Source organism: Stenotrophomonas sp. SMYL41 (genome assembly GCF_036319965.1).
Lineage (GTDB): Bacteria > Pseudomonadota > Gammaproteobacteria > Xanthomonadales > Xanthomonadaceae > Stenotrophomonas > Stenotrophomonas maltophilia_R.
Genome location: NZ_JAWIRX010000019.1, coordinates 1 through 19317, shown reverse-complemented (window position 1 = coordinate 19317; position 19317 = coordinate 1). Strand labels below are relative to the sequence as shown.

Below are 19317 nucleotides of genomic sequence, written 5' to 3'. Positions count from 1 at the left end.
CTGCATTCTAGCCAGTGCCGTGCTGCAATCAGTAAGTGCCGAACGGCACTTCAACCACGAACGGGGCCCCGCCGTCGCCGCCCTGCAGGGTGTAGCGGTCCAGCGCACCATCGTCATCGGCGTGCGGCTGGCGCTGGAAATGCAGGGAATATCGGTTTTCGCCCAGCAGGACGGCACTGCCGTCGGCCTCCAGGGCGGCGCCTTCGGGAATCAGCAGCCCACCCAGGTCGCTGTAGGCGCCCGGCACATCGGTGAAGCCATAGTCGGCCAGTTCGTCCACCCGCTGCATCGCATAGACATGCGGCAGATAAGGACGCGCCGGGCTGCGGCCATTGCTCAGGTCGGTCACCCAGGCCTGCGGCAGGTGGTACTGCTCGCGCAGCGCGGCCACGCCCAGCGACGGGCTGGCCACCTGCAGGCAGCACACCACGCGCTTGCCCTCACGGTCGACAACGGCGAATCGATCGCCACGGGTCGCAGCCTGCGGCAGCATCGCGAAGGCCAGGTTGCGCTGGGCCGGCGCGTAGCCGGCCTCGGTCTGCAGGTTGCGCCAGGCGCCGAACACCGGCGTTTCCGCAGCGGCGGCGGGCACCGGCTCGGCGGCGGTGGCGGCACACGCCACGCCCAGCACCGACACTGCCAGTACCGTCATCACCCTGCCCTTGTCGCGGAAACTGCCTGCTGTCATACCGTACCAACGCCTGCACCGGAATGGCCCGGCCTGCCCGCTGGCGCGCTGCCAGTCAACCCTCCCACTATGCAGTGACCACGCTGTGCCGGCAATGACCAGGACGCTGACGCCTTTCGCGCGCCGGGTGCTATCGTTCCCGCCATCTTCCCCTGCGCAGGAGCGCTCGCATGTCCGCCTTCCGTCTGTCCCTGTTGCTGCCGGCCTCTGCCCTGCTGCTGTCGGCCTGTGTCAGCACCCCAGGCCCGCAGGTCAAGGGCACCGGCCAGTGCGATGCCAGCCAGCTGAGCTGGGCGATCGGCCAGCCGGCCAATGAACCCAACATCCGCCGCCTGTCCAGCGAGAGCGGCGCCGGCCTGGTCAACCCGATCGGCCCCAACACCATCACCACCCGGGACATCCGCCACGACCGCCTGCGCGTGTACGTGGACAAGGACAACATCATCACCGCCACCCGCTGCGAGTAAGCGCCCCGCAGTTTTTGTAGTGCCGAGCCCACGCTCGGCTCTACCGAAAAGGCGAGTCGGGCACGGCTTGACTCTACAGGGATCAGGGTTCGGTATACCCCGCACAATCCGGCAGTTCCTGGTCCGGGTGGAACACCCCATTGCTGAAGCGGAACAGGCGGGTATAGCTGCACGCCGGGTCCTGCTCGGTGCGCAGGTCCTTCTTCTTCAGCGGCCCCTTGGCCAGAGAATCCTCGAAGCGTGAGGCACCGGCCGGGAACCGCGTCGCCACCGTCTGGTAGCGCAGCACCGGCATGCCCCCAGCGGCCGTATCCAGCGCCAGCTTCGCCGAGAACCCATATTCGTCGTGGCAGGCGCCTGCGCGCTGCTTCATGTCCTGTTCGCTGAAGCAGGCGCGGATCATCGCGTTGCCCCGCCATGGCAGGGTCAGCACGTCATCGTCCACCTGGATGTCATCCTGCAGGTGGCGCACGCGCGCCAGCTGCAGTGTGGACGCGTCGGCCCCCCCACCGGAGTACATCGCGCTGGACTTGACGATGCCGCCCACCAGCACGTTCTGGCGGGCACGCTGCCGCGGGTCACTCACTGCCTCATCGCTGCCCACGCCAGGCGCCAGACGCACGATCCACGGCCACAGCGACAGCTCGCTTTCCTGTGGCACGTCGATGCTGACGTGGTAGACGTGCGGCTCGCTTTCGCCGGCCTCCCGTTCAGCGACTTCCAGCGTCGTCGGCCGATCGCCGTCCTCGGCCACCGGCTGCACACGCACGCACCAGGCACGATCGACAGTGCAGTACTGCATGCGTGCCTCGCCCTGCCCGCTCTGCTGCAGCACCTGCCCCAGCGGCTCCATCACATTGCCGGCGGCATCGCGCTGCTGCGGCAGGATCGAGCCCTGCGCCAGCGCCAGCATCGGGGCGGCCAGCAGTACGGCACACACGGTCGTGCGGGCAACGAGGGTGGGCATGGGCGGCTCCTGCGTATGGGATTCCGATGGTAACCGCTGCCCGGGCGGCGTCGAGCCTGCCCGACATCGCCTCTGCGGAGTCGCGCCAGGCTCGATTGCTCTTTCCTTCGTCAATGCCCACTGCAGTCGCAGCTGCCCCACCCCTTCGCCTTCGACGTCTGGCCGATACCGGGATTGAACGTATTGCTCGGGTCCAGCTGCTTGTAGAACCCGGCCAGCGCCGGCTTGGCCGGGTACAGGTGGCCGACGTTGTGCTCGGCCGGATACTCGGCGCCTCGCTGGTCCAGCAGCGCCCACATCGCGTGCTCGATCGCCATCGGGTCTTCGCCCTTGCGCGCGATGTAGTCCTGGTGGAACACATGGCACAGGAAGTGCCCGTAGTACAGCTTGTGCAGCAGCCGGCCATCGATATCGGCCGGCAACTGCTCGAACCAGTCGGCGTCATCACGGCGCAGGGCGATGTCCAGCGCCACGATGTCCTGCACCTGGTCGCGGTGTACCTCGCGGTAGCGCACCGCGGCGCCGGCCACGGCGAAGCGATGCAGGAAGGCCTTGCGCCCTTCGTCCGCCGTGCAGTGGAAATAGCCGCCCTCGTTCGTGGCGAAGAAGCCGCGCAGCCAGGCCTCGGTGTCCGCTGCATCCTGCGCGGACACCTTCAGCAACAGGTGATGTTCGTAGCGCTGGCGGAACTCGCCCATGCGTTTGGGCAGGTGCGACGGCAACAGGCCGGTCAGCAGCTGCATCACCCGATCGGTCACCCCGCGCAGGCCCAGCCGCTCGAACCAGCCGTCGACCCGGCTCTTCAAGGCGAACGCGGCGGGCACGCGTGCGGTGCCGAGGCGATCGATCAGCAGGAAGCTGTCCTTGCCGTAGCGCTCGCCGATGTCATAGGCATCGCGGTGGATGTACTCACCGGCAATCGGCAGGCGCTCGAAGCCGGCCAACAGCTGGCGCCGGATCGCGGTGAGGCTGTCGGTGCGGTTGCTGCCGATATAGAAGACCTCGGCGGCCTCCTTTTCGAAGGTATCCAGGCGCACCGCGAACACCGCCAGCTTGCCGGCCGAACCTGCAGCTTCGAAGTGGCGGCTGGGATCGGCGTTGAAGCGCGCCGGCGTATCGGCATCGATCCGGCGCACTTCCTCGGCGTAGCGCGGATCGGAGGCGGCACGGCCGTCACCGTCACCCACGTCAGCGGCGCAGTAGTCGCCCGCCTGCAGGCGCTGCAGTATCTGCTCGGGCGTATCGCCCAGCGCGATGCCCAGATGGTTGACCAGCTGCAGCTGGCCCAGCGCATCGACCTGTGCATACAGTGCCAGCTCGGTGTAGGCCGGGCCGCGACGCACCAGCGCGCCACCGGAGTTGTTGCAGATGCCGCCCAGCACCGAGGCGCCGATGCAGGACGAGCCGATCACCGAATGCGGTTCGCGGCCCAGTGGCGCCAGCGTCTGCTCCAGCCGGTCCAGCGTCGCGCCGGGCAGGCACAGCACCTGCCGGCCCTCGTTCAACAGCTGGATCCCGGTCAGGCGCAGCGTGCTGACCAGCACGATCGGACGCCCATAGTCGTTGCCATCCGGGGTCGAGCCACCGGTCAGGCCGGTGTTGGCCGCCTGCAGGATGATCGCCGCCCCGCCCTGCACCGCTGCCTGCAGCACATGCCACAGTTCCAGCAAGGTACCCGGGCGTACCACCGCCAGCACCGGACCGTCGCCGAAGCGGTAGCCACGGCGGAAACGGCGGGTGGCCTTGTCACCGGTCAGTACATGGCGGCCGCCGACCGCATCGCGCAACTGCGCCAGCATGGCATCGTGGCCACTCACGGCAGGCTGGCCAGCGAATCGCGGCCGATGTCGGCGATGCGGTGCGCACCGGTCAGTGTCATCGCCACGCGCATCTCCTTTGCGATCAGGTCCAGCAGGTTGGCCACGCCGGCCTCGCCCTGCGCGGCCAGTGCATAGACGAAAGCACGGCCCAGCAGCACGGTGTCGGCACCCAGCGCCAGCATGCGCACCACGTCCAGGCCGGTACGGATGCCCGAATCGGCGAGAATTTTCAGATCGCCCTGCACCGCATCGGCAATCGCCGGCAGTGCGCGCGCGGTGGACAGCACGCCATCCAGCTGGCGGCCACCGTGGTTGGAGACCACAATGCCGTCGGCGCCGAACTTGACCGCGTCGCGTGCGTCATCCGGGTCGAGGATGCCCTTGATCACCATCGGGCCCTTCCAGAATTCGCGGATCCACTCCAGGTCCTTCCAGGAAATGGACGGATCGAAGTTGCTGCCCAGCCAGCCGATGTAATCCTCCAGCCCGGTCGGGTTGCCCCGGTAGGTGGAAATGTTGCCCAGGTCGTGCGGGCGGCCGGACAGACCGACGTCCCACGCCCAGCGCGGGTGGGTGATGGCCTGGCCGATGCGGCGCAGCGAGGCATTCGGTCCGCTCATGCCCGAGTGCGCGTCGCGGTAGCGCGCGCCCGGCACCGGCATGTCCACGGTGAACACCAGGGTGGTCACGCCCGCGGCCTGTGCCCGCTCCAGCGCGTTGCGCATGAAGCCACGATCGCGCAGCACGTACAGCTGGAACCACATCGGCCGCTGGATGGCCGGCGCCACTTCCTCGATCGGGCACACCGACACCGTGGACAGGGTGAACGGGATTCCGCGGCTGTCAGCGGCGCGCGCCGCCTGTACTTCACCGCGCCGTGCATACATGCCGGTCAGGCCGACCGGCGCCAGCGCCACCGGCATCGCCAGCGTTTCGCCGAACAGCTTGGTTTCCAGGCTCAGGTCGGACATGTTGCGCAGGATGCGCTGGCGCAGCGCGATGTCGGACAGGTCGGAAACGTTGCGCTTCAGCGTGTGCTCGGCATACGCGCCGCCATCGATGTAGTGGAACAGGAACGGCGGCAGCCGGCGTTCGGCCGCAGCACGGTAATCGGTGGAGGCGGAGATGATCATGGGGTCAACCGTGTGGGGAAGGTAGACGCGAGGCCCGCGCACGCCGGGCTTCGTTGTCATCGAGGGTGCGCAGCGTGGTATGCACGAACTCGAGGTGGGCGTGCGCGGCGGCGCGTGCGCGTTCGGGGTCGCCGGCCAGCACCGCGTCCATCATCTCGCGGTGCTGGTCGGACAGCGGCGAGAAGGTCCTCGCCGAGGTGTAGAGCTTTTCACGGCTCTGCGAGATGTTGGTCTGCAGCAGGTCGAACAGGCCGCGCATCACCTGCAGCAGCACCAGGTTGTGCGAGGCCTCGGCGATGGACAGGTGGAAGGCCGCGTCGGCCTCGGCCTCGCCGGTGGGATCGTCCTTGCCGTGCGCGTCCATCATGGTCTGGAAGGCCTGGGCGATACGCGTGCGATCCTCATCGGTGGCGCGCAGCGCCGCATGCCAGGCGGTGGCACCTTCCAGTGCGTGGCGGATCTCCAGCACGTCGAAGCGGTATTCGGGGTCGCCCTGGAACAGCGGCAGGTAGGGCGCCAGCGGTTCATCCAGCGCCTGCCGCGCGCGCGCCGCGGGTTCGGCCACGTAGGTGCCGCCACCAACCCGTGCAGTCAGCAGCCCCTGGCTGGATAGCTGCGCGATGGCCTCGCGCAGCGCCGTGCGCGAGACCCCCAACTGCACTGCCAGGGTGCGCTCGGCCGGCAGCCGGTCACCCGGCTGCAGCCGCTGTTCCTGCACCAGGCCGCGCAGCTGCGCGGCCACCTTGTCCGAAATACGTTGCGTGCTCATGGCGCCATTGTGGCCTGAAGCGCGCAACAGAGGGTCAGACCGCGCGGCATGGCTCAGGGAATCATCCAGGTCAGCCAGTAGGCCTGCGCCAGCGTGATCAGGCCGACCATCGTGGTGAAGATCAGGCTGTGCTTGACGGTGAAGCGGAACAGGTCCGATTCCTTGCCGGCCAGGCCGACCGCGGCGCAGGCAATGGCGATCGACTGCGGTGAGATCATCTTGCCAGTAACGCCACCGGTGGTATTGGCCGCCACCAGCAGCACGTCGGACACCCCGATCTGCTGCGCGGTGGTGGCCTGCAGCGCCGAGAACAAGGCGTTGGACGAGGTGTCCGAGCCGGTCAGGAACACGCCCAGCCAGCCCAGGAACGGCGAGAAGAACGGGAACGCGTCGCCGGTGTGCGCCAGTGCCAGCGCCAGCGTGGCCGACAGGCCTGAATAATTGGCGATGAAGGCAAAGGCGAGCACCATGCCGATCGAATAGATCGGCATGCGCAGCTCACGCACGGTTTCGCCGAAGGTCTGCAACGCCGAACGGGCCGGCATGCGCAGCGCGATGATGGCGATCACCGCGGCGAGGATGATCGAGGTACCGGTGGCCGAGAACCAGTCGAACTTGTAGATCGCCTCGTAGCTGAGCGGCGCGTCCACGATCGGCGGCATCTTCTGCACCCTCTGGTCCAGGCCCGGCACCGGGAGCTTCAGCACCCAGCTTTCCAGCGGGCCACCTGCCGCGAACAGCGACTTGAACGGCTGGATGCTCCACAGCGTGACCATCGCGGTAAGGATCAGGAACGGCGACCATGCCTTGGCGATCTGGCCGACGCTGTAGCGCGGTGCCTCCAGTGCCTGTGCCGCCGCCTCGGCGCTGGTTTCGGTGTCGAAGCGGAAGATCCGCACCGGCTTCCAGCGGCGCAGGAACAGGGTCAGGCAGACCAGCGACGCCAGCGACGCAGTGATGTCCGGCAGCTCCGGACCGATGAAGTTGGAGGTCAGGTACTGCGCGATGGCGAAGGAGCCGCCGGCCACCAGCACCGCCGGCCAGGTTTCCTTGATGCCGCGCCAGCCATCCATGATCGCCATGATCCAGAACAGCACGATGAGAGTCAGGAACGGCAGCTGGCGGCCGGCCATCTGGCCGATCTCGAACGCGTCCAGGCCGGTAACCTGCCCGGCCACGATGATCGGAATGCCCATCGCACCGAACGCCACCGGCGCGGTGTTGACGATCAGGCACAGGCCGGCGGCATACAGCGGCTTGAAGCCCAACCCGACCAGCAGCGCCGCGGTAATCGCCACCGGCGCACCGAAACCGGCCGCGCCCTCCAGGAAGGCACCGAAGGCGAAACCAACCATCAGCATCTGCAGGCGCTGGTCTTCGGTGACCGACAGGATCGATGCGCGGATGATGTCGAACTGACCGGTCTTGACCGAGACTTTGTAGAGGAACACCGCGCCGATGATGATCCAGGCGATCGGCCACAGGCCGTAGACGAAGCCGAAGCCGGCCGCGCCCAGCGCCTGGCTCAACGGCATGCGGTAGAACAGCAGGGCCACGCCCAGCGCGATGGCCACGGTGATCGTGCCGGCGAGCCAGCCCTTCATGCGCAGCACGGCCAGGGCAACGAAGAAGAACGCGATCGGCAACAGCGCGATCAGGCTGGACAACCACAGGTTGCCGGCGGGGTCGTACAGGTGTTGCCAGGGCTGCATGAAGGCTCTCGACTGGGGCGGGATGTGCTCCACCGCAGGCGGTGGGTCGCCGTGGTCGATACCTATTGGTCGTACCAATAATCGGAATCATCGAACCACGTGGAGCGGATTTAACCGCCGCTGCGGCGAAGCGCCTATTAGACCATAGGGCTAGTTGCCATATTGGTCCGACCATTATGCATGGCAGTGGTAGTGCCGGTCGCTGCCCGGCAACTCCGCACTTCCTACGAGATCCGCTTCTCCAGCCGCCGCATCACTGCCAGCACCAGCACGCACAGCACGCTCACCCCGATCGCAATCATGTATTTGCCGATACCCACGGCGATGCCGATGGCCGCCGCCATGATCAGCGAGCTTGCGGTGGTCAATCCGCTGACCTGGTCCTCGCGTGAACCGCGCAGGATGGTGCCGGCGGCCACGAAGCCCACGCAGGCCACCACCGCTTCGATCAGGCGTACCGGGTCAACCTGCAGCAGGTCGCGGTAGCGCTCCTGCTGGAAATGTTCGGCCACCGAGTCGCCGAGGCCGACGATCAGTGCGGCGGCACCGGCAATCAGCATGTGCGTGCGCAGGCCGGCAGCATGCTTGCCCATTTCGCGCTCGACCCCGAGCACGCCGCCAAACAACATCGCTGCGGCTACGCGCAGCAGGATCGAGACATCCTGGGTGAGTTCCATGGGCAGGCTCCAAGATTTTCCCGGAGCGTTGCGTGCACGGCGTGGGACGGGGGTGAAGGTGGCACCACGGTCCGTTCACCCGGTAGCGCCGGGCCATGCCCGGCGCCATCGGCAATCAGCGCATCACTGCGCCAGATAACCACCATCGATCGCGTAGTAGGTGCCGGTCGCGAACGAGGCGTCGTCGCTCGCCAGCCAGGCCACCAATGCCGCCACTTCCTCGGCCGTGCCCAGCCGCTTCAGCGCATGCCGCCCTTCCAGCGTCGCGCGCACCTTCGGGTCCATTTTCTCCAGCAGTGGCGTGCTGATGAAGCCCGGGCCCACTGCGTTGACCCGGATGCCATCTGCAGCATGTTCCCAGGCAGCGGTCTGGGTCAGCCCGACCACGCCGTGCTTGGCCGCCACGTACGCAGTGGAACCGGCATAGCCCACCTGGCCCAGGATCGAGGCCATGTTGATGATGCTGCCGCCTGTTCCGGCCGCGCGCATCGCTTGGATCTGCGCACGTTGGCACAGGAACACGCTGGTCAGGTTGACATCGATCACGCGCTGCCAACCCTCGATTGGATAGTCACCGCTGCTGGCCGCCGGGCCACTGATACCAGCGTTGTTGACCGCGATATGCACACCGCCCAGTTCTTTCACCGTGCGCTGCACCGCTGCCTCCACCGCCACGTCGTCGGTCACGTCCAGCGCGATGCCGATGGCCTGTGCACCGGTGCTGTGCAACTGCGCCACGGTGGCATCCACCGCATCCTGCTTGAGGTCCCAGACCGAAATACGGGCACCGGACGCGGCCAGCGTCTGCGCCACGGCCAGGCCGATGCCCGACACGCCGCCGGTCACGATCGCGGTCTTGCCGGTCAACTGGTAATCAATCATCTGCATTCTCCATCGGTGGGGTATCGATGCGGCGCGCGGCCGCCAATCAATCACCTTACGCCGGCCGCTGTGACGAGCTGGCCCACAGCCTGTCCGCGGAGGATCGTTCCAGCAATGAAACCTCAACCGAAGTTTATGTATGGAATTCCGTACGGATATATCGCCAAAACGCTGGCGTATGTTCCGCACCCCCGTCAACTTGGCCGTAATGACCAATCGGTTTGACCGTATTCAAATGCCATGCGAATGATTCGCAGCGACAATGGGAAACGTTTCCAGTTTCTTCGACACATTCCTTCCCACCTGGCGCGTCACCGGCCTCCCAGGCTGCCCGTTACACGGCAGCGCATGGGCCCACGGCCGCCAGCGCCTCCCTCCTGTACATGCCGAGCGATGTCCCGATACTTCACCTTTGCCGATTACCGCCGCTTCGGCCACCGCCACGGCTTCGACTACCGCGCCGATCCGGAACACCTGCGCGACGACCAGTGGGCCGGCTGCGGCGAAGTCAACGAGCAGTTCATGCGCGGTGGCATGAGCCTGATCGCCTCCGACGTGCATAACCGGTTCCCCTATGTGGCCACCGCGCAGCAGCGTCCCGGGCTCGCCATCCGCGTGATGCTGCAGGGCCAGGTCGACGTGCGCGTCCCGCGGCGCGGAGGATTCACGTTGCGCGCCGGCACCGCGATGACCGCCCATCATCGCGACCAGATCGAGATGACCGGCGCGCATCCCGGCGAAACCCGCCTGCGCGGGGTCAGCGTGATCGTGCCAAGTGGAATCGAGGCGGATGTCTTCCAGATGCCACAGCTGGAAAACGCGCTTGGCACGCACCTGGAATGCCGCCACTGGGCCATTCCCCACGCCATGCTGCCGGTGCTGGGCCAGTTGTTCGACAGCCCATGGGAGGACGGCATCGACGCCTTGTGGCGCGAAGGCGTGGCGCTGCAGTTGCTGGCCCTCGGCCTGCAGGCCGAAGATCTGCAGACCGACCAGGTGCGCGCGCTGCGCGCCGGCCAGCGCGAGCGCCTGGAACGGGTGCGCAGCTACCTGCATGACGACCCCAGCCATGCGCACAGCCTGGTCGAGCTGGCCCGGCTGGCCTGCATGAGTCCCAGCTCATTGCGCCGCCATTTTGCCCAGCAGTATGGAAGCTCCGTATTCGACTACCTGCACGAGCAGCGCATGCGCCATGCCGAACAGGGCCTGCGCGAGGATGGCTGGACGGTTGAACAGGCCGCCGCCGCCAGCGGTTACCGCCATCCCAGCAATTTCGCAGCCGCGTTCCGCAAGCGCTTCGGCCTGGTCCCCAGCCGCTGGCGCACCGGTCCTTCGAAGGTCGGCTGAAAGCCCCTGTTGCGGTAGGTGCCGACCTTGGTCGACACGCTTCATACCGATGCGGATGCCGGCCAGCGGCCGGCACCACCACCCGCTCCGCCTCAGTACACCGGCAGATCGATGTAGCTGGCCTGTGCCGCGCTGTGCCAGACCCGCTGGGTGGCCTTCTGGTAGTCACCCGGCTTGGCCAGGTAGACGTTCGGCACGTAGGTCTGCGGATTGCGGTCGTACAGCGGGAACAGGCTGGACTGCACCTGCACCATCACCCGGTGCCCCTTCTGGAAGGTGTGGTTGGCATTGGGCAGGTCGAAGCGGTACGGCAGCACTTCGTTGGCAGCCAGCGGTTTCGGATCGCTGAAGCTCTCGCGATAGCGGCCACGGAAGATCGCCAGCGACACCGGCAATTCATAGCCACCCATTTCCGGCGTCGACGCTTCCTGGTCCGGATACACGTCGATCAGCTTCACCACCCAGTCGCTGTCGGTGCCACTGGTCGACGCCTGCAGATGCACCACCGGTGCGCCGCCGATGCGCAGCGGCGCGGTCAGCGGTTCGGTGATGAAGGTCAGCACGTCCGGGCGGCCATCGACGAAGCGCTGGTCCTTGACCAGCCAGGTGGTCCACATGTCGCGGTCGCCGAAGCGGACCGGGCGCGGCACGAACGGCACCGGCTTGGCCGGGTCGGACACATATTCCTCGAAATCACCCTCGCCCGCCGCCGGCGCCTGGAACGCCAGCTTGCCGCCGGCCCGCAGGTACAGCGGCTTGCTGCTGGCGGCACAGCCCTTGTCGCAACTGCGCGGCCAGCCCTTGAGGCGATCCCAGTGGTTCTCACCGGTGTTGTAGATCAGCACCGGCGGCGTGTCCGCCTTCGGCGCACCGTCCACCAGGTACTGGTCGAAGAACGGCTTGAGCACATCGCGACGGAACTGCAGCGCGGTATCGCCATCGAACTTCAGCGCACCCAGCTCGCTGCCGCTGTAGTTCACCTGGCTGTGCCGCCACGGGCCCATCACCAGGTAGTTGCGGTTGTTGCCGCTGTCGCGCCCTTCCATCGCCTGGTAGGCGTGGTTGGCACCCCACATGTCTTCCTGGTCCCACAGGCCCTGCAGCCACATGGTCGGCACCTTCAATGGTGTCTTTGCCATCACCGCGTCCAGCGCCTGGCCCTGCCAGAAGCCGTCATAGGCCGGGTGCTCGACCAGCTTCTTCCACCAGGTCAGCTGGTCCACGCCGGTGAAGCGCGCGTAGTCGCCGGCCGAACCGATGCGCAGGAAGGTGCTGTAGTCGTCGTAGCCGAGGCTGGGCAGCGGCGTGCCCTTGCCGCGCTTCTCGGTCTGCATCGCGAAGTAGTTGAAGTTGACCTGGCGGAACGCACCGTAATTGAGCCAGTCGTCACCCATCCAGCCATCGACCATCGGGCTCTGCGGCGCGGCCACCTTCAACGCCGGGTGCGGGTCGGTCAGCGCCATCACCACGGTGAACCCCTCGTACGACGAGCCGAGCATGCCCACCTTGCCGTTGCTCTCCGGCACGTTCTTCACCAGCCAGTCGATGGTGTCCCAGGCATCGGTGGAATGGTCGACTTTGGTGTTGTTGAGCGGCCCGCGCAGGGGCCGGGTCATCACGTAATCGCCTTCGGAGCCGTACTTGCCACGGATATCCTGGAACACACGGATGTAGCCGCCATCGACGAACACCTCGTCGCCCTGCGGCAGCAGGTCGCGCATGCGTGGCGAATCACTGCGGTTGGCGCGGCCAGCGGCATCGTAGGGCGTGCGGGTCAGCAGGATCGGCGCGTTGTGGGCACCCTTGGGCACCACGATCACCGTATACAGCCTGGTGCCATCACGCATCGGCACCATCACCACGCGCTTGTCGTAGTCGCGGCCGACATCGGGGGCAACGAAGGGTTTGCCGCTGATGTCCGGGGTCATCGGCGGGGTATCGGCAGCCAGCACGGTGCTGGACAGGCAAAGGGCGATGGCTACAGCAACGGCACGCACACGCATGGAGACCCCTCCCGGCAGGAAAGCCTCAAGCCTACTCCTGCCCTGTGCCGTGAAGTGTGGGCGGGCTTTGCATTCTGCGGTGAATGCAGGCAGGACTGATGGCACATGTGCCTCCCGTGCCGCTGCGCTCGCCGGCATGGCCCGGCGGATCCATCAACCCGCTTGAACCTCATGCAGCGCCAGCCAGCGCCAGCGCCCCTGCTCCTGCCCCAGTACCGCCAGCGACTCCGGCCATGCGGGTGCGCCACTCTCGATCGCATGCCCTTCGCGATAGCGCAGTACCGCCAGCGGTGAAGGCGCTTCCACCGCCTGCACGGCTTCGATGGAAATCTGCAGCCCTGGACGCGCGCCATGGCCGCCCGCGAACAGCGCCTGCACGGCATTCCGGTCCAGCCTGCGACCGGCGATGCCGACCATGCTGAAGTCCGCGCAGAAATGCGCCATCAGGTCCTCCAGCGCGTCGGTGCCGACGTCGGCACGGAACCAGGCCTGCAGTTTGTCGTGCAGGTGGTGGACTTCATGTTCTGCGGTGGTATCCATCAGGCATTCTCGGGTTGCGGAAAGGAAAGCTGTTGCGGCCGACGCAACAGCGCCAGAGGCAGCAGGGTCAGTACGGCGGCCAGCCCCAGCGCTACGCGGGTGGCGTGGGCCGGCAGCCATTGCATGGCCAATGCCAGCAGCAGCGCGATGGCCGCGGTGCCCAGGCAGAAGCTGAGTTGGCGGTTGAGATTCCAGAGTGCGCTGGCATCGCCCAATGCGTCGCCCTCGACCCCATGGAAGGCCAGCGTCTGCGCGGTGCTGCTGCACAGGCTGCCGCCGGCGCCCATCAGTGCGAACAACAGCCCGGCCAACGCGAACGCCGGCTGCGGCAGCAGCGCCATCAGCAGCAGGCCGCTGGCCTGCAGGAGCATGCCGGCGCGCAGTACCGTGGCCGGACCGAAGCGGACCAGCAGGCGCTTGCTGGCTGTGATCGCAATGGCCGAGGCCAGCGCCCACGGCAGCATCAACGCGCCGATGCGTGCAGCGCTGTAACCGGCCTGGTGCAGCTGCAGCGTGCTGACCAGCTGGCTGCCGATGAACACACCGGGTACGGCCAGATAGACCAGCATCGCCAGGCGCAGCCCGCGATGGGACAGCAGCGACCAGCGCAGCAGGGGCTGCGCCTGCCGGCGTGCATGCCGCAGGTGGGCCGCCGCCAACAGCAGTGCAATCAACAGCAGTACGACACCGGCTGACCGATGGCCGGGTTCGCCCAGCCAGGTAAGCGCCAACAGCAGCGCGCCCAGCGCCATCATCGCGGTGGACAGCGCATAGGACTGCAGGCGTGGCGCACTACGCGCGCCGTCGGCCGGCGTCCACGCCAGTACCAGCCCAATCGCCACCACCGCCAGCGGCAGGCTGGCCCAGAGCACACCGCGCCAGGACAACCACTGCACCAGCAGCCCACCGAGCGCGGGCGCCAGTGCCGGCACCAGCAGCGCCACCAGCAGAATGCGGCGGGTCAGCGCGCCACGCTGGTCGGGCGTGCAGTGCCGGTACGCTGCCGCCTGTGCCACCGGAATCAGCAGGCCACCGGCCAGGCCCTGCAGCAGCCGCCAACCCAGCAGCCAGCCGATGCCCGGTGCAGCGCCCGCCAGTGCAGCGGCGCTCGCGAACAGCAGCAGCGCCACCAGCAGCAGACGGCGCTCACCACAGCGCGCGGCCAGCCAGGGCGCCAGCGGAATCACCACGCTCAGGCCCAGCATGTAGGCCGTGCCCACCCAGGCCAGGGTGCCGACGTCGGCGCGCAGTTCCGCCGCCAAGGCCGGATAGGCCACCGTGGCGATGAACATGTTGACCAGATCCAGGGCGAACACCAGCAGGAAGATCGCCTCGTGGCGCAGGCGGGGGGACGGCATCGGCGGCGCTCCAGCGGGGAAGCAGCCAGCATGCCGTGCGGGCTTTGTTGGAAAAACACGACGACAGCTGCAACACTGTCAAATCTGTTTTGACAATGAATGCCCATGGTCAGCCTCGATCGCTTCGATATCTTCCGTGCCGTGGTCGAGGCGGGCAGCCTGACCGCAGCGGCCGATCGCCTCGGCCTGAGCCGTGCGGTGGTCAGCTTCAACCTGAAGCGGCTGGAGCAGGAGCTGGGTGTGACCCTGCTGCTGCGCAGTACCCGCCACCTGGCCCTGACCGACGCTGGCGAGCAGTTCCTGCAGCACTGCGTGCAGGCGCTGGATGCCGCACAGGCGGCGATCGATGCCGCACGCCGCGACCAGCACCAACTGCAGGGTGTGTTGCGCCTCACCACCACCCCGGAGTACGCGCAGCTGCGCCTGATTCCCGCACTGGAAGCCTTCCGTGCGCGGCATCCGGCCCTGCAGCTGCACCTGTCGACCTCACCGGCGCCGGCCGACCTGATTCCCGAACGTTTCGACCTGGCGATCCGCCTCGGCCGTCTGCCCGATTCGGGCCTGCATGCCAGTGAACTGGAACGGCATCCACTGTGCGCGGTGGCGGCTCCGTCCCTGCTGGCACGCCTGCCCTCTGCCGATGCTGCCGATGATCCCGTGCAGCTGGGCACCCTGCCCCGCCTGGGCTACCCGCGCCTTGCCGATGTGCCGGTGATTGCACCTGACGGCAGCGACGCGCTGTTTGCCACCAACCCGGGCAATGCAGTGGTGCGCGTGGATGGCGCCAGCAGCCTGCGCGCCTTTGCCATGGCCGGCGCCGGGGTCACCGTGCTGCCACGCTGGCTGATCGAGGACGACCTGGCCCAGGATCGCCTGCGCCCGGTGCTGCGCCAGCACCGCTTCCCACAACAGAGCGTGTACGCGGTCTACCCGCACAGCACGCAGCCTTCACCGAAGGTGCGGCAGCTGATCGATTTCCTGCGCGGGTGGTTCGTCACCTGAAAAGGGGACGGAGGGGATTAAGTCGTTTATGCATAAACGACTTAATCCCCTCCGTCCCCTTTTTTGCACGGCCCCTTGCGGGGCCATGCCTTCAGGCATCAGCGCAGCACCTGCTCCACCAGCTGCACGTCCACTGTCTGCAGTGGTTCGGCGGCGTTGCGCGACAGCTGCACCTGGTAGGTGCCACCGTCGATCTTCCACTGGCGGGCCTGCGCATCGTAGTGGGCCAGGGTCTTCGGCTCGGCTTCGATGCGGATGCGGCGCTGTTCGCCCGGCTGCAGGGTCACCTTGTCGTAGCCGATCAGGCGGATCGGCGTGGTGCTGCCGGCCGGCAGTTTCAGGTACAGCTGGGCGACGTCGGCACCGGCGCGCTTGCCGGTGTTGCGGATGTCGACGCTGGCGACCAGGCGCGAGCCTTCCACGCTCACCTTCAGGTTTTCATAGGCGAACGAGGTGTAGGACAGGCCATGGCCGAAGGCGAAGGTCGGGGCCAGGCCCTTGGCCGCCATCCACTTGTAGCCGACGTTGGCGCCTTCGATATCGAAATCGAATACATCACCGAACGGCTTGGCCGGCTTGAAGCCGAGGCCATCGATGTGCGGGCGCGGCAGCTGCGATTCGTCCACCACCCAGGTCACCGGCAGGCGGCCGGACGGATTGGCCTGGCCGGTCAGCAGCGCGGCAATGCCTTCGCCACCGCGGATGCCCGGGTACCAGGCCTGCAGCATCGCCGGCACCTGCGCCAGCCACGGCGTGCGCACCGGGCCGTTGGTTTCCAGCACCAGCACGGTCTTCGGGTTGGCCTTGGCCACGGCCGAGATCAGGGCGTCCTGGTTGTCCGGCAACTGCATGTCCGGCAGGTCCACCGATTCGGCCGCCCACTGGGTGGCGAACACGATGGCTACATCCGCCTGTGCGGCAGCCTTGGCCGCAGCGGCGGCGTTGGTACCGTCCACATACTCGATGGTTGCATCCGGACGCGCCGCACGCAGCGATTCCAGCGGCGAGGACGGGTGGAAGATCACCGGGCCCGGCCAGGTGGTCGGCAGCACGCCTGGCACCGCGTTGGTGCCCTTGGCGGTCACGCCCACCATCGACGAACCACCGCCACCGATCACGCCCTTGTCGGCGTGGCCGCCGATGATGACGATGCGCTTCACGCTGTCGGCCAGCGGCAGCAGGTTGCCTTCATTGCGCAGCAGCACGCTGCCTTCTTCCACCGTGCGCTGGGCAACGGCGAAACCGGCCTCGGCGTCGACCTTCTGGTGCTGCGGCGGGTTGTCGAAATTGCCGTGCAGGAACATCGTGCGCAGGATGCGCGCCACCATGTCGTTCAGGCGCGCCTGCGGCACCACGCCGCCATGCACGGCCAGGCGCAGCGGTTCGTCGAAGAACACCGCCGCGTCGAACACTTCGCCGGCCGACTGCTGGTCCAGGCCGGCCAGCGCCGCCTTCGAGCCACTGTGCACGCCGCCCCAGTCGGACATCACGAAGCCGGGGAACTTCCATTCCTGCTTCAGCACCTGGTTCATCAGGTAGCCGTTCTCGCAGCCATAGGTGCCGTTGATCTTGTTGTACGAGCACATCGCCACGCCCGGTCGGCCGGCTTCAAGCGCGATCTCGAAGGCCAGCAGGTCCGACTCGTGCATGGCCTGTTCGCCGATGCGTACGTCGTGGAAGTTGCGGCGGGTCTCCATGTCGTTCAGCGCGAAGTGCTTCATCGAGGAGATCACGTGCTGGCTCTGCACGCCCTGGATCACTGCGCCAACCATCGAACCGGCCAGCAGCGGGTCTTCACCGGCGTACTCGAAATTGCGGCCGTTGCGCGGGTCTCGCTGCAGGTTGACGCTGCCCGACAGCAGGATGTTGAAGCGCTGCTGCCACGCCTCGCGGCCCATGGTTGCGCCACCGGCAAAGGCGACCGCACGGTTCCAGGTGGAAGCGGTGGACGGACCCGACGGCATTGCCGTGGCGAAATCGCCCGGGCGGATGCCGCCCGGATTGGTCACGCCGACGCCGGCATCGGCCGACTGCTGCGACGGAATGCCCAGCCGCGCCACGCCCGGCACGAAACCGGCCGAACCGACCGCACCTTCCGGCAGCGGGCCACCATCCTTGCCCAGCCCGAAGTAGCTGTGCAGCATCTGGAACTTCTCATCCTCGGTCATCGCCTTCAGCAGCAGCGCAGCGCGCGCATCGGCGTTGAGGGTGGTGTCCATCCACGGCCTGTCACCGTGCTTGTCGGCGGCGTAGGCCAAGGTCAGCAGCGTGGCACGCAGGGTGCTGCCTTCCACCTTGAACGGTGCGCTGCTGGCGGCCTGGAAACCATCGCTGAAGTAACTGGCATCGGCCTCCAGCGCGACATGCGCCGGATCGAAGCCTGCGGCCTTGGCCGATTCACCGGCCACCGCGCCAAGCAGCACCGCCGGTGCGCCCAGCCGCGAACGGGTAACCAGCGCCGGCAGCTGCGCGGCGCCTGCGCCGGCATCGGTATAGACCGCCACGGTGTGGCGACCGTCGTCCAAGCGCAGGTAGTTCAGGCCGGGCTGGTCCGGACCGGATTCGGCAGCGATCGGCAACCGGGTCAGCACGGCCTGGCCGCGCTGGGTCTGGCCATCGTCCTTGCCGGCGGCAATGAAGCGGTACTCGTAGCCCAGGCCATCGGCCAGCACCTGCAGCGGATCGACCTGGCCGATGCCACGCTGTACCTGGCGCACGCTGACCGCGTCCACCTGCAGCGTCTTCAGTTGGGCCGCGAGGGCCGGCATCGCCTCGGCGGTCGGCGCCTGTTCCAGGGTCAGCACGGTGAATGCCGCAGGATCAGCCCAGGCCGGGGTGGCAAGTGCGGCAGACAGGGCCAGGGACAGTGCAAGCGGCTTTGTAAACGTTTTCATCGGCAGGCGTAATTCCGTTGCCAAGGCAATCGGTCCAGGGAAAGTGCCGCCGAAGGGTGCAGCGTTCATGCCGCGCAGGGGTTGCCAGGCAACGTCCCGCAGGCCGAAGGACGGGCCGGTCTGCGCGCGGGACCCTCCTCCCGGCGTGACAACCTGCCTGCCCGGGCCGCGCAGGGCGACCCAATCATGTGAAGATTGTGCGAGGGCATTCACACCTGTCAACAGGACCTAAGTCACAGGGGCAACCTGGTCGCCGGTTATCAGGCCATCACCGGCAGTCATCAGCAGGCCGCACGGGGCTGCCGATAATGGGGCATCACCGGCCCTGCCCTCCGCCCATGAACATGCACCGCGACTTCGACCATCTCTGGCGCGACCGCTGTGATACCTCGAGCCAACGCAGCCCACGCGTGCTGATCCGGGTATTCGTTGCTCCTGGCGAACTGGAGCGCAGCGTGGCCTTCTACGAGCAGCTGCAGGGCGTGGTGGCCGATGCGGGTTTTCCGTTTCCCGATGCCGGCCTGCGCCTGGCGATGGTCGGTGCATTCCTGCTGATCGAAGGTTGCGATGAAGCGCTGGCGCCGTTCACCTCGACCACGGGGACGCTGCTGGTCGATGACGTTCGGCCCTATCACGACAAGCTGGTCGCTGCGGGCGCCGAGATCATCTTCCCGCTGCAGGTGGTACCGACCGGGGCGGCGTTCAATGCGGTGCATCCCGATGGCACCGTGGTCGAGTACGTGCATCACCGGCCCGACCCGCACGGGCGGTGAGGGTACGCACGGCCGGGCTGCGCCCGGCACCCGCAGAGGCGACAGCCAATGCAACAGCAACAGCAAAAACTGGGTTTCTGCAGGCAGGGGGGGGGGGGGGGGGGGGGGGGGGGGGGGGGGGGGGGGGGGGGGGGGGGGCGGGGGCGGGGGGGCCCCCGCCCCCCCCCCCCCGCCCCCCCGCCCCCCCCCCCCCGCCCCCCCCCCCCCCCCCCCCCCCCCCCCACCCCGCCTTCGACAATTCCCCGCACGGCCTGCTGTAGCGCCGAACCCATGCTCGGCTCATAT

At 67.5% G+C, this 19317-nt stretch carries 16 protein-coding genes; 4 read left to right on the top strand and 12 right to left on the bottom strand.

The features are described 5' to 3' along the window. Window positions 1-28: 28 nt before the first annotated feature. Entirely contained in the window at window positions 29-688 is a 660-nt protein-coding gene (locus V3B30_RS18680) for a decarboxylase (RefSeq protein ID WP_262084366.1), read from the bottom strand. A 170-nt stretch (window positions 689-858) separates the two neighbouring features. Here V3B30_RS18680 and V3B30_RS18675 point away from each other — a divergent pair, with 170 nt between their 5' ends. Continuing rightward, window positions 859-1155 (top strand): hypothetical protein, encoded by a 297-nt coding sequence (locus V3B30_RS18675; protein WP_262084367.1) that lies wholly within the window; start codon window positions 859-861, stop codon window positions 1153-1155. Between the two features lie 82 nt (window positions 1156-1237). Here the strand turns inward: V3B30_RS18675 and V3B30_RS18670 are convergent, their stop codons facing one another. The 7 genes from V3B30_RS18670 to V3B30_RS18640 form a co-directional block, all read right to left on the bottom strand. After that, window positions 1238-2122, bottom strand: a complete 885-nt coding sequence (locus tag V3B30_RS18670) for a hypothetical protein (RefSeq protein ID WP_262084368.1) — start codon at window positions 2120-2122, stop codon at window positions 1238-1240. Between the two features lie 110 nt (window positions 2123-2232). Further along, window positions 2233-3939, bottom strand: coding sequence for a D-lactate dehydrogenase (dld, locus tag V3B30_RS18665; RefSeq protein ID WP_262084369.1), 1707 nt, complete (start codon window positions 3937-3939; stop codon window positions 2233-2235). Beyond that, a complete protein-coding gene (lldD, locus tag V3B30_RS18660; RefSeq protein ID WP_262084370.1) occupies window positions 3936-5075 on the bottom strand; it encodes an FMN-dependent L-lactate dehydrogenase LldD in 1140 nt (379 codons plus the stop codon). The genes dld and lldD overlap by 4 nt, the downstream gene beginning before the upstream one ends. Window positions 5076-5079: 4 nt before the next feature. Then, window positions 5080-5844, bottom strand: a complete 765-nt coding sequence (lldR, locus tag V3B30_RS18655; protein ID WP_100473106.1) for a transcriptional regulator LldR — start codon at window positions 5842-5844, stop codon at window positions 5080-5082. Between the two features lie 53 nt (window positions 5845-5897). Next, window positions 5898-7556 (bottom strand): L-lactate permease, encoded by a 1659-nt coding sequence (gene lldP, locus V3B30_RS18650; RefSeq protein ID WP_262084371.1) that lies wholly within the window; start codon window positions 7554-7556, stop codon window positions 5898-5900. 224 nt (window positions 7557-7780) lie between these two features. After that, entirely contained in the window at window positions 7781-8233 is a 453-nt protein-coding gene (locus V3B30_RS18645; RefSeq protein WP_100473111.1) for an MgtC/SapB family protein, read from the bottom strand. Between the two features lie 123 nt (window positions 8234-8356). Continuing rightward, window positions 8357-9115 carry an SDR family NAD(P)-dependent oxidoreductase gene (locus V3B30_RS18640; RefSeq protein ID WP_262084395.1) on the bottom strand — a complete coding sequence of 253 codons (759 nt, stop codon included), beginning with the start codon at window positions 9113-9115 and terminating at the stop codon, window positions 8357-8359. A 393-nt stretch (window positions 9116-9508) separates the two neighbouring features. Here V3B30_RS18640 and V3B30_RS18635 point away from each other — a divergent pair, with 393 nt between their 5' ends. Continuing rightward, window positions 9509-10462, top strand: a complete 954-nt coding sequence (locus tag V3B30_RS18635) for an AraC family transcriptional regulator (RefSeq protein WP_262084372.1) — start codon at window positions 9509-9511, stop codon at window positions 10460-10462. Window positions 10463-10554: 92 nt separating this feature from the next. On the opposite strand, the gene V3B30_RS18630 is transcribed toward V3B30_RS18635, so the two are convergent. From V3B30_RS18630 to V3B30_RS18620, 3 genes are all read right to left on the bottom strand, one after another. Next, the gene (locus tag V3B30_RS18630; protein ID WP_262084373.1) at window positions 10555-12465 is read right to left on the bottom strand and encodes a CocE/NonD family hydrolase; all 1911 of its coding nucleotides are present in this window, start codon (window positions 12463-12465) and stop codon (window positions 10555-10557) included. Between the two features lie 153 nt (window positions 12466-12618). Further along, window positions 12619-13005, bottom strand: a complete 387-nt coding sequence (locus V3B30_RS18625; protein ID WP_262084374.1) for a DUF4440 domain-containing protein — start codon at window positions 13003-13005, stop codon at window positions 12619-12621. Continuing rightward, complete coding sequence (locus V3B30_RS18620; RefSeq protein WP_262084375.1) at window positions 13005-14363, bottom strand: MFS transporter; 1359 nt, start codon at window positions 14361-14363, stop codon at window positions 13005-13007. The genes V3B30_RS18625 and V3B30_RS18620 overlap by 1 nt, the downstream gene beginning before the upstream one ends. Before the next feature lie 105 nt (window positions 14364-14468). Here V3B30_RS18620 and V3B30_RS18615 point away from each other — a divergent pair, with 105 nt between their 5' ends. Beyond that, complete coding sequence (locus V3B30_RS18615; protein WP_262084376.1) at window positions 14469-15365, top strand: LysR family transcriptional regulator; 897 nt, start codon at window positions 14469-14471, stop codon at window positions 15363-15365. 98 nt (window positions 15366-15463) lie between these two features. Here the strand turns inward: V3B30_RS18615 and V3B30_RS18610 are convergent, their stop codons facing one another. Beyond that, window positions 15464-18259 (bottom strand): glycoside hydrolase family 3 C-terminal domain-containing protein, encoded by a 2796-nt coding sequence (locus V3B30_RS18610; protein WP_262084377.1) that lies wholly within the window; start codon window positions 18257-18259, stop codon window positions 15464-15466. Window positions 18260-18597: 338 nt separating this feature from the next. On the opposite strand from V3B30_RS18610, the gene V3B30_RS18605 reads away from it, so the two are divergent. Beyond that, window positions 18598-19032 (top strand): glyoxalase, encoded by a 435-nt coding sequence (locus V3B30_RS18605; protein WP_100473133.1) that lies wholly within the window; start codon window positions 18598-18600, stop codon window positions 19030-19032. The last annotated feature ends 285 nt before the right edge of the window (window positions 19033-19317 follow it).